Source organism: Paraburkholderia atlantica (assembly GCF_009362785.1).
GTDB classification, from domain to species: Bacteria; Pseudomonadota; Gammaproteobacteria; order Burkholderiales; family Burkholderiaceae; genus Paraburkholderia; species Paraburkholderia atlantica.
In genome coordinates, this window is the sequence record NZ_WHNQ01000001.1 from 351,579 (window position 1) to 365,238 (window position 13,660).

The 13,660-nt window shown below is 61.5% G+C and carries 13 protein-coding genes; all 13 read right to left on the reverse strand.

Annotated elements, in window-relative coordinates:
• Positions 1-1,416 (reverse strand): mannose-1-phosphate guanylyltransferase/mannose-6-phosphate isomerase, encoded by a 1,416-nt coding sequence (locus GCT19_RS01570; RefSeq protein ID WP_321576734.1) that lies wholly within the window; start codon positions 1,414-1,416, stop codon positions 1-3.
• A 13-nt stretch (positions 1,417-1,429) separates the two neighbouring features.
• Positions 1,430-1,891, reverse strand: a complete 462-nt coding sequence (locus tag GCT19_RS01575; protein WP_152850839.1) for a hypothetical protein — start codon at positions 1,889-1,891, stop codon at positions 1,430-1,432.
• Between the two features lie 115 nt (positions 1,892-2,006).
• Positions 2,007-2,900, reverse strand: a complete 894-nt coding sequence (locus GCT19_RS01580) for a GDP-mannose 4,6-dehydratase (protein ID WP_408582365.1) — start codon at positions 2,898-2,900, stop codon at positions 2,007-2,009.
• A gap of 7 nt (positions 2,901-2,907) precedes the next feature.
• On the reverse strand, positions 2,908-3,942 hold the full coding sequence (gmd, locus tag GCT19_RS01585; protein ID WP_152850929.1) for a GDP-mannose 4,6-dehydratase: 1,035 nt from the start codon (positions 3,940-3,942) through the stop codon (positions 2,908-2,910).
• A gap of 235 nt (positions 3,943-4,177) precedes the next feature.
• A complete protein-coding gene (locus tag GCT19_RS01590) occupies positions 4,178-5,848 on the reverse strand; it encodes a DUF6311 domain-containing protein (RefSeq protein ID WP_152850841.1) in 1,671 nt (556 codons plus the stop codon).
• 57 nt (positions 5,849-5,905) lie between these two features.
• On the reverse strand, positions 5,906-6,325 hold the full coding sequence (locus GCT19_RS01595; RefSeq protein WP_321576735.1) for a GtrA family protein: 420 nt from the start codon (positions 6,323-6,325) through the stop codon (positions 5,906-5,908).
• A gap of 79 nt (positions 6,326-6,404) precedes the next feature.
• Complete coding sequence (locus GCT19_RS01600) at positions 6,405-7,145, reverse strand: SDR family oxidoreductase (protein ID WP_152850842.1); 741 nt, start codon at positions 7,143-7,145, stop codon at positions 6,405-6,407.
• Entirely contained in the window at positions 7,142-8,470 is a 1,329-nt protein-coding gene (locus tag GCT19_RS01605) for an FAD-binding oxidoreductase (protein ID WP_152850843.1), read from the reverse strand. Before GCT19_RS01605 ends, GCT19_RS01600 begins: the two co-directional genes overlap by 4 nt.
• Before the next feature lie 3 nt (positions 8,471-8,473).
• Positions 8,474-9,898, reverse strand: coding sequence for a UbiA family prenyltransferase (locus GCT19_RS01610; RefSeq protein ID WP_152850844.1), 1,425 nt, complete (start codon positions 9,896-9,898; stop codon positions 8,474-8,476).
• 162 nt (positions 9,899-10,060) lie between these two features.
• Entirely contained in the window at positions 10,061-10,972 is a 912-nt protein-coding gene (gene rfbD, locus GCT19_RS01615; protein WP_152850845.1) for a dTDP-4-dehydrorhamnose reductase, read from the reverse strand.
• A gap of 9 nt (positions 10,973-10,981) precedes the next feature.
• Positions 10,982-11,533 (reverse strand): dTDP-4-dehydrorhamnose 3,5-epimerase, encoded by a 552-nt coding sequence (gene rfbC, locus GCT19_RS01620; protein WP_152850846.1) that lies wholly within the window; start codon positions 11,531-11,533, stop codon positions 10,982-10,984.
• Entirely contained in the window at positions 11,518-12,411 is an 894-nt protein-coding gene (rfbA, locus tag GCT19_RS01625) for a glucose-1-phosphate thymidylyltransferase RfbA (protein WP_152850847.1), read from the reverse strand. Before rfbA ends, rfbC begins: the two co-directional genes overlap by 16 nt.
• A gap of 10 nt (positions 12,412-12,421) precedes the next feature.
• Complete coding sequence (gene rfbB / locus GCT19_RS01630; protein WP_152850848.1) at positions 12,422-13,483, reverse strand: dTDP-glucose 4,6-dehydratase; 1,062 nt, start codon at positions 13,481-13,483, stop codon at positions 12,422-12,424.
• Positions 13,484-13,660 lie beyond the last annotated feature (177 nt).

Consider the following 13,660-nt stretch of genomic DNA (forward strand, 5'->3'; position numbering starts at 1 on the left):
TCAGGCCCTTCCGTACACGTCCTCGAAGCGGACAATGTCGTCCTCGCCGAGGTATTCGCCACTCTGCACCTCGATCATCACGAGACCGATCACGCCAGGGTTCTCGAGCCGATGCTTGTGGCCGGCAGGAATATACGTCGACTCGTTGGTCGAAACGAATAGCGTGTTCTCGCCGTTGGTCACCTTCGCCATGCCGCTGACGACGATCCAGTGCTCGCTACGATGATGATGCATCTGCAGGCTGAGACTGGCGCCCGGCTTGACCTCGATGCGCTTGATCTTGAACCGCGACGCGTCTTCGAGGACCGTATAAGTACCCCATGGCCGATGTACCGTGCGATGCAACTTGTGCGCCTCATGGCCGCGGGCCTTGAGTTTCGAATAGATGTGACGAACGTCCTGCGCACGGTCCCGGTCCGCCACGAGCAGCGCATCCGGCGTATCGATCACGATCAAGTTTTGTACACCCACCGCACCGATGACCCTTTCGCGGCTCATCAAATAACAGTTCTCGACGTCGTGCAGCATCGCATCGCCTTCTACCCGATTGCCGTTGCCATCGGGCTTGCACAGATCGCTGAGCGCGGTCCATGAACCGATGTCGCTCCAGCCGATAGAACACGGTACGACCGCCGCCTTATCACAACTCTCCATGACTGCGTAGTCGATGGAATCATCCGGTACGGCGCTGAAGGTTTTCGGTTCGAGTTGAACCTGCGTCCAGCCGTTGCCCTCGGAAATGCGGGAGACCTTCATGCAAGCGTCAACCGCCTCGACGATTTGCGGACAGTGTCGACGCATCTCGCTCAGCATGGCGGCAGCGGTGAAACAGAACATTCCCGAGTTCCACAAGAAACGCTCGCAGGCCACATATTCGCGCGCCGTTTCAAGCGGCGGCTTTTCAATAAAACGCACGACCGCGTTGCCGTCCGCCTCGATGTATCCGTAACCCGTCTCGGGCCGGTCAGGCTGGATACCAAACGTTACAATTTTGCCTTCCTGCGCGAGCGCCGTTGCGCGCTCGACGGCAGCCGCAAAAGCGGCCTGGTCGGAGATGAGGTGGTCGGCGGCCAGCACGAGCATGACCGCGTCCGGGCCTTTCTTTCCGGCGATATGGAGAGCGGCTGCCGCAATCGCAGCGGCGGTGTTGCGGCCGAAAGGCTCGCAGATGAACGACGCGGCCACATTGTCGGTATTCACCTCGCGGAACTCGTCCTCGGCTTTGAAAAAGAGTTCGCGGTTCGCGACCGTCAGAACCTCATTCACATGCGGCAGAGCGACAGCCCTCAAGAAAGCCTTCTGCAGCAGACTTTGTCCATCCGAAAGACGAATGAAAGGCTTGGGGTGCAGCTCACGGGAGACCGGCCACAGTCGGGATCCCGCACCTCCGCATAGGATGATAGGTGTCAAACTCACAAATTCCTCTCTGTCAACTTTGGAAGCGGCGCTTCGCAGTCTTGATATCGGTGCGGCCAAGGGTTTGACGGGTGCGCGTTGCGCAAACCAGGTTCATACATTCGGCCGCTTTAACCTCGAACGAATTAATCATTCTATCGTACGGCGTAGGGCGCTGAACACAGCGAAGGGATTGTAGGGCCGCATTGACACTGGCGGAGCGTGGCAATGCTACAAATTGCAAGCGGCAGAAACCCGAGAAGCGGTAAATAACGGACCGAGTCGTGCCGCCGCGCCCGGTTTCGACGAACGTCGCCACGCTCAACAGTGAATGATGCGTGCCGTTGTCGGCCCGCATACCTAGGCCCATGAACTGGAGGCGTGACATGGTGGCATCCACATCCCGCAATTGAACGGTGTTTCGAATTTGTTGCGAATGACGGTTCGGCATCTGCAGCGATGCCCCCGGTGCGCTGGAATCTAGATTGCCTACCATCCGGCGTGACGGCCGCAATGGTATGAGTCCGCACTGTTTAGCGCCAGCCACCCGCCAACGGGGCAGACGCTGCTGGCTTTCCCCAGCGCGGCCGCTCGCCAGGCAGCGCTGGCGCTTACAATCGCGGGTCTTCGCCGCCAACCATCCATTTGATGGTTTCGGAAAAGTCGAATGGCTGCACGCCGGGCACGAGACGACGCAATTTCTCGGTCGAACCCACCAGGACTCTGACCTCGTTGGCCCGAACGAACGCCGGATTGACACGCACCTCGAGCTGGTGTCCGGAGACCTCGCTCACTGCCTCGAGCACTTGCTGAAGCGTATAAGGCTTGCCGCTGCACACATTCACTACCTCGGATTCGACATTCGACTCCAGCAGTCCGCGATAGACCTCCGCGACCGTGCGCACATCGGAAAAGTCGCGCGCCACATCAAGATTGCCTAATTCGATGACAGGCAGTCGCTTGACGAAGTGCGAAACGATCTTTGGGATCAGGAAACGCTCAGCCTGGCCACGCCCGGTGTAGTTGAACGGACGCACGATCACGATCGGCAACCGGTCAAACCACGTCTTGACCAGATGCTCCATCGCAAGCTTGCTGGCCGCGTAATGATTAATGGGCGCCGGGATCACACCTTCGTCGATCACGCCGCCGGAATTACCATAGACGTTCGCGCTGCTGACAATCAGAATCTTGTCCGGCCGGTGGCCGACGTCGGCGCAGGCCTGAAGCAGATTGAGCGTACCAAGCACGTTGACCCGGTACATGTCGAGTGTCACTTCGTGCGCGACGAAGCTGATTGCAGCCAGATGCGCGATGCAATCAGGGCGGACCGCCTCGATCACGCGACGGCAATCGTCGAGCGACGTGATGTCGAGCTGCAGCTCGCTTCCTTGCCGAAGATCGCCGACACAGGTACCCGTCACCTCATACCCGGCGCTCAGCAGTTCCTCGCGAAGATAAGCGCCCGTAAAGCCATGGGCACCTGTGATCAAGACGCGGCGCATAGGCATATCAGAACGAGAAACCAATCTGGTTGCGGCGCCGATCCGACTCGACCATCAGTGTGCACAACTCTTCGAGCGTAGTGCGTGGCGTCCAGCCAAGTTTTTCCTTCGCCTTGGTGGCGTCGCCGATCAACAGATCGACTTCCGCCGGACGATAGAACTCCGGATTCACACGCACCAGTACCTTGCCGTTGGATACGTCGAGCCCTTCTTCTTTCTCCGCCTTGCCACGCCACTCGATGTCCGTGCCGATAGCACGGAAGGCCATCGATACGAAATCGCGCACGGTCTCAGTGCGGTTGGTCGCAAGAACGAAGGTGTCCGGCTCGTCGGCTTGCAGCATGCGGTACATGCCTTCGACGTATTCCTTCGCGAAACCCCAGTCGCGCTTCGCGTCGATATTGCCGAGTTCCAGCACGTCGAGCTTGCCGAGCGAAATCTTGGCGACCGAGTCCGTAATCTTCCGTGTGACGAATTCACGGCCGCGCAGCGGCGATTCGTGATTGAACAGAATGCCGCTCGAGCCAAAAATATCGTAAGACTCGCGATAATTGACCGTGATCCAGTGTGCGTAAAGTTTCGCTACGCCGTACGGACTGCGCGGATGGAACGGGGTGTCTTCCTTTTGGGGGATCGCCTGCACCTTGCCGAACATTTCGGAGGTAGACGCCTGATAGAAGCGAATCGAGCGATCGACGATGCGGATCGCCTCGAGCACGTTCAGCGCCCCGACACCGGTGATCTCAGCCGTAGTGGCCGGCTGCTGGAACGACACGCCGACGAAGCTCTGCGCCGCCAAGTTATACACCTCGCGCGGCTTGGCCATTTCGAGCAGGCGAATCGTTGCGCCGAGATCGGTCAGGTCGTGCTCGACCAGATGAAGCTTCGGATGCTGCAATACACCCACTTCATCGAGACGCCAAAAGTTGACCGAGCTGGTACGCCGATACGTGCCATAGACGTCGTAGCCACGTTCGAGGAGCAATTGCGTCAGATACGCACCATCTTGCCCGGTAATGCCAGTCACCACAGCGCTCGTCAAGTCCTTCTCCTTCAGTAAGCCGCTCACGCAAGTCCCCGCGTTGAGCATGGGTAATAATGAACGCCGATTATAGCCGACGGGGCAACCCTGCCGGGGCGCCGAGATAGTCGCGGACGGCGCACGTGCCAGCTACCGACCGATTCCGCTGGGTATCGATGGACGGCTCCGGGACCGAATCCGCCGGCACGCTGACACGCGACGAGCATGCGATTCGCCCCGGCACCGAGTCCGTCACTCAGCCCGCGAACGCGCACCACGCTGGCAGAAGCTCGATCTTCCTGGCGGTAAGCGCGCGCTCGCAAGACTGGGTGATGACGAGCCCGTGCGCGTCCAGCGTGTCCTGGATGTGATCCCGGCCGGAATAGCGCAGGTTCTCGCGCACATTCGGCGCTGGAGAAATGCTTACGCGCCGCCCTGCCAGCTCGGCAGTGAGCGGCGCAAATACATCCTTGTTCGTTTCGATGTCCGGGACGTCGATAAAGATCGGCCCTCTGAAGCCGCTAGCCAACACGTACGCTGCCACCGTCCTGGCCACTGCAACCCCGGCCGGCAGCGTCGGCGGGGGCGCGCCACGCCTGAGGACCAATACCGACCTGATATCTTCGAATTGCACGACAGTGAGCAGAGCGACGACGAGCGCGAACACGGTGATGCCGGACCGCCACGATCCGCTCGATCGGGCGCGCACATGCCGGTAGAGGTTCGAGAATACGACGAGCAAAACCGGATAGACCACGAACCATCCATAGCGCCCCGAGGCGCGGAAGGGCGACACCAGCCCCATTAACGCGCGTGGAAGCTCGATTCCGAACACCAGCGAGGAGCCCAGATAGACCTGATTCGAAAGACTCAGTATCGTCAGCGCCAGCCATAGCGACCAGACGGGTGCGTCGACGCCTGCAACGATCCGGCGCCCGAGCATGAAACCCGCCATCAGGACGAACAGCAAGAGGCCGAGACCGAGATATTGATAACCCTCGTACTGTCCGGCAGTGCCGGTCGGCAGCGTCGATACATACCTCGACGTATCTTCTCCGTCTGCGCCTAGCGGATTGATGAACGCGTTCAGGTTCATCGAGTAGAAGCCGAAGCCGCTGCTGTCATCACGGAAATGCTGGAAATAGCCGGCCGCGAACATTGCCGACAGCATGAGCGCGAGAATGATGCAAGCCTGACGCGCAACGAAGCGCAGCGTTGCCGTATCAGCGCGGTAGCTGCATGCACGCCACTGTGTCAGCACCGCCATCAGCACGAGAGGCGGCGTGAAATAGAAGTGCGTGAATACCGAAAAGACGATTAGCGCGAGAAAAACGCGCAACCGGTCGCTAGACGTCATCGACGCGGACAGAAGCGTGCCCCAACCGATGATGATCAGAAAATGCGGCAACAGGTTGAGATGGCCTACCCTGTAGTAAAACGTCGGCAGAAGCCCGATCAACAGCGCGCCCAGGAACGCACACACCGATGAGACTGCGAGCTGCCTCAGCGCCCAATAAATGGACCAGAATTGCAGCAACGCGCACAGATAAACCCAGGCGCCGTAGGTCTGCGCCGCCGGGCCGAGGAACGGCGCGAGCAACTTCGTGACGATCGCCAATAGCAGGTTACCGTCCATGAACACGATGTTTGCGCCCACCGGAAAATCGCTCGTCTCGATATGTCCTAGCGGAAACTGCCACGACGAGCTACGGAACAGGTTGAGCGCGGCCAGATTCCTCCGGTAGTCGCCGAGGTACAACCATTCGAGATGCGAAGGATGCAATGCCGAGAGACCCATCCAACCGTCAAAGATGAAGACCGATACCGCCAACAGCAGCGCGTACGCGACGAGATCGAGCGACACGCGCGGCGCACGCTTGGGTGCGGGCGCATCGACGAGGCCATTCGGTCTTGAATCGACGGACATGGATCGAAGACGTCCAGTGACGATGATTCGGATGCGGGGCGCCGCCGCACGCTTGCATCAGGCAAAGACGAACCGCCTGTCGAGTCGGTACTTCACGACATAGCCGATCGTCAGGCCGATGGCGCCCCCGACGAAGCGTGCCGGCTCGGAATGAAAGATGGCGTCGGCGCCAAACTCGAATCCCCAGAAGATGAACGTGGTCGCCACGCCCATCAACGAATACAGAAAGAAGCTCGCCACCCCATGCGAAAGATTATTGTGGCGATAGCGAAAAATCCAGATCTTGTCGAGGACGAACTTCAGTACGAGACCGCCTCCGGTGCCGACCACCACCGAGAGCATGACGTCGAAAGGACCCTCGTACACAATCAGCGACAGCTTTTGCAGGCCGATGTTCACGACGATCGACAGGGCCGCGAAGACTGCATAAAGAATGACGAGGTGGGGGGTGGCGAGAGGTTTGGCCGATGAATTCACGGTATCGTTGCGTTGATCTATCGACTGTCTGAAAGCGGTCGGCCTGCGCGAGCGCGACTGGCCCGCCGGCCGGCTTCCATTACAGCGACAGCCGGTTGAAGATGCGGCGCGGAATCGAGCGAATGATCAGCATAATGCCCGCCCAGAACCACGGGGTATACAGCACGTCGCGGTGACGCGCCACGGCTTTCACGATGTCGGCGGCCACAGCCTGCGGTGTCGCTACGAGGGGCTTGGGCAACGGCAGGCCCTGCGTCATCGGTGTAGCGACGAAGCCAGGCTTGATCGTCACCACATGTCCACCGACCTTTTTCAGGCGTGCATTGAGTCCTTCGCAGAACGTGGCAAGTGCGGCTTTCGCACTGCCGTAAAGGTAGTTCGACGGACGTCCACGATCGCCGGCGACCGAGGCGATCACCGCCAATGTGCCGCTGCGCTGTTCCTCGACGATATTAGCGAAACGCGTCAGTAGCGCGATCACCGAAACGACGTTCGTCGTGAACTCGCGCACCGCGACGGCTGCGTCGCGCTCGCATTCGCGCTGATCGGGCAAGGTGCCCGGCGCAACCAGCACGATGTCGATGCTGCCGAGAGCGGCCCGGCATGCCTGCACGACCGCCTCCTGCGCGCCGAGATCGTCGATATCCAACTGGTGGCAGCTAACGAACCCGGCGCCGCGCGCCTTCAGATCGTCGGCGGTTTCCTGAAGGCGCCGCGCGTTGCGGGCGACCAGCGCGAAGCGTACACCCGGTCCATTCCATGCACGCGCGCAGGCCGAAGCGATGGCCGAAGTGGCTCCAATGATGACGATGTTCTTCATGAGCGAGTCGTTCGTTCCCAGAATCGAGAAAGCAAAGCAGGATCCCTCAGTGTCTCCAGGTCGGTCCACCGCGGGTAGGCCGCGCGGAAATCCTCCCCCGACATGTGCGCATCCTTTGCCGGATACAGACGTCCACCGCTCGCGCGGACGATCGCGTCGAGCGTATCGAACAGGCGCCGGTTGGACGCCTCGCGCTGCGGGAAGTCGAGCGCCAGCGAAGTGCCCTCCCGCGGAAAGGAAAGCCACCCCGGCGACCGAAGATCGCCGCAGCGCTTGAGCACGGCAAGAAAGGAGCCGGTGCCGCTGCGCGAAATCGCATCGAGCACGTCGCGTATCGCCGCGCGCGCGCAATCTGGCGGGATTACGCATTGATATTGCTGGAAGCCGGAGCGTCCATAGATGCGGTTCCACTGCAGTAGCGCGTCGAGCGGATAGAAATAGCTATCGTATCCGACCTTCGCCTTGGTCTCGCCAGCGGCCTGGCGGCGATAATACGCCTCGTTGAAAAGACGCAGCGTCAGTTTGTTGAACACAGGAACGGGCGAGACGATGGGGACCGTGTGCTTTTTGCGGCGCTCGACTGCGAGCGGCCCTTCCGGCGCATGATCGCCGACCATGAAAATCCCCCGTCCCAGCGCCGCGCCACGGCTCTGGCAATCGATCCACGCGACGCTGTATTCATGATGCGGATCGAGGCGCTCGGACAGGACGAAGAATTCGTCGACATTGTCGAAGCGGATGCTCGATACATCCATCAGGCTCGTGCGGATTCGCATCAGTTGAATCTCGACCCACGTGATCAGTCCCGTGAGCCCCAGTCCGCCGATAGTCGCACCGAAAAAATCGGGCTCGGCGTCCGTCGCGTTTCTGGGCGCGCATTCGCGCTCGCTGCCATCGCTGCGCAACAGGCCGAAGCGGCGCACATGACGGCCGAAGGTGCCTCGGACGTGATGGTTCTTGCCGTGAACATCGTTGGCCACAGCGCCACCAAGCGTCACATATTTGGTTCCCGGCGTGACCGGCAGCATCCAGCCGCGCGGAATCGCGAGCTCGAGAATCGTCTCCAGCGTGACGCCCGCCTCGGCGCGCAGCACGCCACTCGACGCGTCGAAGTCGATGAGCCTATCGAGACCCCGCATGCACACGACCTGGCCCGAGGACGCGAGACAGCTGTCGCCGTAGCTGCGGCCCTGGCCGAATCCGAGCGTCGTGCCGCTAGCCGACGCCGCCGAGCGCCAGGCTGGCGCTACGCCGTCGCGCCACGCCGGTGTGTGCGGATTCTGCGGCGCATAGGGATAAAGCCCCCAGGACTGAACGTGCGCCATGTTTCAGATGGCCAGCCAGAACACGACAGCGCACAACCCGATGACGGCCCAGCTACCTCGATCCTTGGCGGCGAAAACGACAGGATCGTCGTGCATCTGACCACGATGGGCGATGATCCAGATACGGCTGACCCAATAGAGCAGAAGCGGACAGGCCAGCCAGATGAACTGGGGATGGCGATACAGCAAAAGCGTGTTGGCGTCCTGGATATACAGCGCCAGCACCAGCACGGATAGATAGCCAGCCGCCGCTCCGAGCGATGAGACCAGCGAAAGATCACCCGCCACATATCCTCGGCCCCGCGACGTGACGAGCCCGCGCGCCTGCAGCAGGTGCAGTTCGGCAAAGCGCTTGACCAGGGCGAGACTGAGGAAAATGAACATCGAGAAAGCGAGCAGCCAGAAGCTCAGCCGTGCATCGATGGCCGCGCTCCCCGCCACGATTCGCGATGTGTAGAGGCAAGCGAGCGCCACGACGTCCACCATGACGTGCCGCTTCAGATAGAAAGAGTAGGCGAGCGTCAGCGCGTAATAGGCGATCAGCGCCAAGGTGAATCGGTACGGCAGTAACGCGTGGGCGATTCCAAACCCGATCACCAATAGAACCGGAAACAACATCGCGCCCTGCCATAGCGGCAAGGTTCCTGCCGCGAGCGGGCGCCGACGCTTGGTCGGGTGGTGCCGATCGTCCTCGAGATCGAGCAGATCATTCAGCAGGTAGACGCTCGATGCGCACAGCCCGAACGATATGAAACCGAGGGCGGCCATGGCGAGCAGATGCATCGACGTTGCCTCGTGCGCGGCCAACAGCGGCAAGAAAATCAGCAGGTTCTTGAGCCACTGATGCAACCGCAGTGACTTCGCCCACACCCGGGTGCGAGGCGGACGCGTCTCGATGACGGTCTCGACGTTGCCCCGCCTGCGCGCGACCCGCTCGACACCGACCGATGGGTTGACCACGTAGGCGCGGTCGGCAACCTCCCACACGGGAACGTCCGCATGCGAATTGCCGGCGTAATCGAAGCCCTTTTCGCTGAATTCCGCGACCAGCCGATCGCGCTTGTTGCGCGAGCTCAGGTTCACGTTGCCATTGGTCGCGAAGGTTTGGTCGAACAGACTCAGGTGATCGGCAATCGCATGCGCGAAGCGCTCATGGCTCGCGGTGGCAAGCACGAGGCGGCGACCGGCGGCGCGCTCCTGCTTGAGCCAGTCCAGGACCGTCTCGTCATAGGGCAGCACCGTCACGTCGATATTGGTCGTCTGCGCGAGACGCGACTTGAGCCCAGGCTTGCCAAAGCGCAACAGCCAGAGCAGCGGCTCATAAAAACGGTGAGGCGCGGCTTTGAAAAATGCGAATGCGCTTTCGATCAGCACATCGGAGCGCATCAGCGTTCCGTCGAGATCGACTACGAGGGGCTTTTGACTCATTTGAGCGGGCCTAAACAGAGAAAAGTGTGATCACGCGAAACGCTCTTCCGCTCCCCCACTCCCCGAATGATGGCAATCGCTGGCGGCCAACAAGGATCTCGTTCGCCGAGTGATATTTACACCGCCCTTCCCGGCATAGGGTTGGCAACATGGGCGCCCGCATTATGCGAGGCGCTCGTCGCGCGACAGGCACAACTTCAACGCCTCCTTCCAATGCGGCGCGGCGAGCCCGAACACACGCGCCAGTTTGTCGTTCGACATCCTCGAATTGGCGGGGCGCTTTGCGGGCGTCGGGTAGTCCGCGGCCGGAATCGGCAGCGTGTTCGGCCTGTTCGGCAAATCCGCGAGTTCGAAGATGGCCGACGCGAAGCCGTGCCACGACGTCGAGCCGCCCGCGCACAGGTGATAGATGCCGGAACGCTCGTTCCACCACTTCACGCCGTCTTCGGCGGCGAAGCCCTGCGCGCACAGATGCGCGGTCAGCGTCGCGATCGTGTTGCACCACGTGGGCGCGCCGAACTGGTCGGCCACCACCTTCAACTCGGCACGATCGGCGCCTAGCCGCAGCATCGTCAGCAGAAAGTTCTTGCCGCGCGTGCCGTACACCCAGCTGGTGCGCAACACGAGATGATTGACGCCGCTCGCCGCGATTGCCTGCTCGCCCGCGAGCTTGCTGGCACCGTAGACGTTCTGCGGATCGGTCGGATCGTCCTCGACGTACGCGCCTTCCTTGGCGCCGTTGAACACGTAGTCCGTCGAATAGTGGATCAGCGCGGCGCCGACCTTTCTCGCTTCGTCGGCGAGCACGCCCGGCGCTTCGCCGTTGATGCGCATTGCCAGCTCGCGCTCCTCGTCGGCCTTGTCCACCGCCGTGTACGCGGCCGGATTGACGATCAGCGCGGGACGCAGCTCGCGCACCACTGCGCGAATCTGATCGAGGTTCGACAGATCAAGCCGTGTGCGATCGACCGCCACCACGTTGCCGAGCCCTTGCAGCGTGCGAGCGAGCTCATAGCCGACCTGGCCGTTTACGCCAGTGACGAGAATCGTCCGTGTCGCGTGGTGTGCGCTCATGCGATCCCCTTATGCGTAGACTTCGGCGTCGGCGAGACGCTTGCCCGCCGCATCCTTGGCCGCGAGCAGCGGCTCGAAGTCGATCGGCCATTCGATGCCGATCGCCGGATCGTTCCAGGCGATGCTGCGCTCGTGTTCCGGGAACCAGTAGTCGGTGGTCTTGTACAGGAACTGCGCGGACTCCGACAGCACGACGAAGCCGTGCGCGAAACCGGGCGGCACCCACAGCTGCCGGTGGTTCTCCACCGACAACGTCACGCCGACCCACTTGCCGAAGTTCGGCGAACTCTTGCGGATGTCGACGGCGACGTCGAACACCTCGCCCTCGACCACGCGCACGAGCTTGCCCTGCGCATGCTGGATCTGATAGTGCAGACCGCGCAGCACGCCGCGAGCCGAGCGCGAGTGATTGTCCTGCACGAACTCGACGCCCGGCTCGACTTTCTCGGCGAATTCGAGCGCATTGAAGCTTTCGAAGAAAAAGCCGCGCGCATCGCCGAACACCTTCGGCTCGATGATCTTGACTTCGGGCAGCGAGGTTGGGGTTACCTGGATGGCCATGCGACTCGATCCGTCAGAATGTTTTGCAGGTACTGGCCGTAGCCATTTTTCGCGAGCGGCCTGGCGAGCGCGAGCAGTTGCTCGCCGTCGATCCACTGGCGCCGGTACGCGATCTCTTCCGGACACGCGACCACCAGACCCTGGCGCTTCTGCAGCGTTGCGATGAAGGTCGCGGCTTCGATCAGCGAGTCGTGCGTGCCGGTGTCGAGCCACGCATAACCGCGGCCCATGATCTCGACGTTGAGCGCCGCGTTCGCGAGGTAGCGCGAGTTCACGTCGGTGATTTCGAGCTCGCCGCGCGCGGACGGCTTGATGTCAGCGGCGATGTCGCAGACCTGCTTGTCGTAGAAGTACAGACCCGTGACCGCGTAGTTAGAACGCGGCTTGGCGGGCTTTTCCTCGATCGACAACGCGCGGAACTGCTTGTCGAATTCGACCACGCCGTAGCGCTCCGGGTCCTGCACGTGATATGCGAACACGGTGGCGCCTTCGGTCTGATCGTCGGCGCGTTCGAGCTGCTTCGCGAGATCGTGGCCGTAAAAGATGTTGTCGCCGAGAATCAGCGCCGACGGATCGTTGTTCACGAACTCGCGACCGATGATGAACGCCTGCGCGAGCCCATCGGGCGACGGCTGCACCGCATACTGGATGTTCATGCCCCACTGGCTGCCGTCGCCGAGCATCGCCTCGAAGCGCGGCGTGTCCTGCGGCGTGGAGATGATCAGCACGTCGCGAATGCCCGCCACCATCAGCGTGGACAGCGGGTAGTAGATCATCGGCTTGTCGTACACCGGCAGCAGCTGCTTGGAGACGACATGCGTGATCGGATACAGGCGGGTGCCCGACCCGCCCGCGAGAATAATGCCTTTGCGCGCCATTGCCGTGCCTTTACGCGCGCTGCGCGTAGTTGGTCTCGACCCACTTCCGGTATTCGCCCGAAGCGACTTCGTCGACCCATTGCTGGTTGTCGAGATACCACCGGACCGTTTTGGCGAGCCCCGTCTCGAACGTTTCCGCCGGCTTCCAGCCGAGTTCGCGCTCGAGCTTGCGCGCATCGATCGCGTAACGGCGGTCGTGACCCGGACGATCCGTCACATAGGTGATCTGGTCGCGATAGGAGCCCGCCGCCTTCGGACGCTGCTGGTCGAGCAGGTCGCACAGCGTGTGCACGACCTCGAGATTCTTCTTCTCGTTCCAGCCGCCGACGTTGTACGTTTCGCCCGGCGTGCCGCGCGCGAGCACTTGGCGGATCGCGCTGCAGTGGTCGCCGACGTACAGCCAGTCGCGCACGTTCTGCCCGTCGCCATACACCGGCAGCGGCTTGCCGCCGAGCGCGTTGGCGATCATCAGCGGAATCAGTTTTTCGGGGAACTGGTAGGGGCCGTAGTTGTTCGAGCAGTTGGTGGTCAGCACCGGCAGGCCGTACGTGTGATGGTAGGCACGCACGAGGTGATCCGAGCCGGCCTTGGTCGCCGAATAGGGGCTATTCGGCGCATAAGGCGTCGTTTCGGAGAACTGCGGATCGGTTGCGGACAGCGAACCGAACACTTCGTCGGTCGACACATGCAGGAAGCGGAACGCGGCGCGCTCCGCTTCGCCCAGCGTGTTCCAGTAGCTGCGCGTAGCTTCGAGCAGCGTGAAGGTGCCGACCACATTGGTCTGCACGAAATCTGCCGGACCGTGAATCGAGCGATCCACATGGCTCTCGGCCGCGAAATGCAGCACGGCGCGCGGCTTGTGTTCGGCCAATAGCGTGTCGAGCGCGGCGCGATCGCAGATGTCGACGCGCGCAAAAATGTGTTTGGAATTGCCCTGTAGCGACTTCAGCGTGCCCAGGTTGCCGGCGTAGGTCAGTTTGTCTACGTTGAGCACCGCTTCGTCCGACGCATTCAGCCAGTCGAGCACGAAATTAGCGCCGATAAAGCCGGCACCGCCCGTTACGAGGATCATGTAATTCCCTTGTGGGTGTGAGCGGCGCCCGAAATCGACTCGCCGACCTTCTCACGATGCGTAATGGTTTCCGATTCTGCAGCAATCCGTTGCATTCGCTTGTGCGCAAGCAAACGCTCGGACGCTATTCTTATGATGACCCGATTATACGGTTGTCCACGCCAAAAATTCGAATTC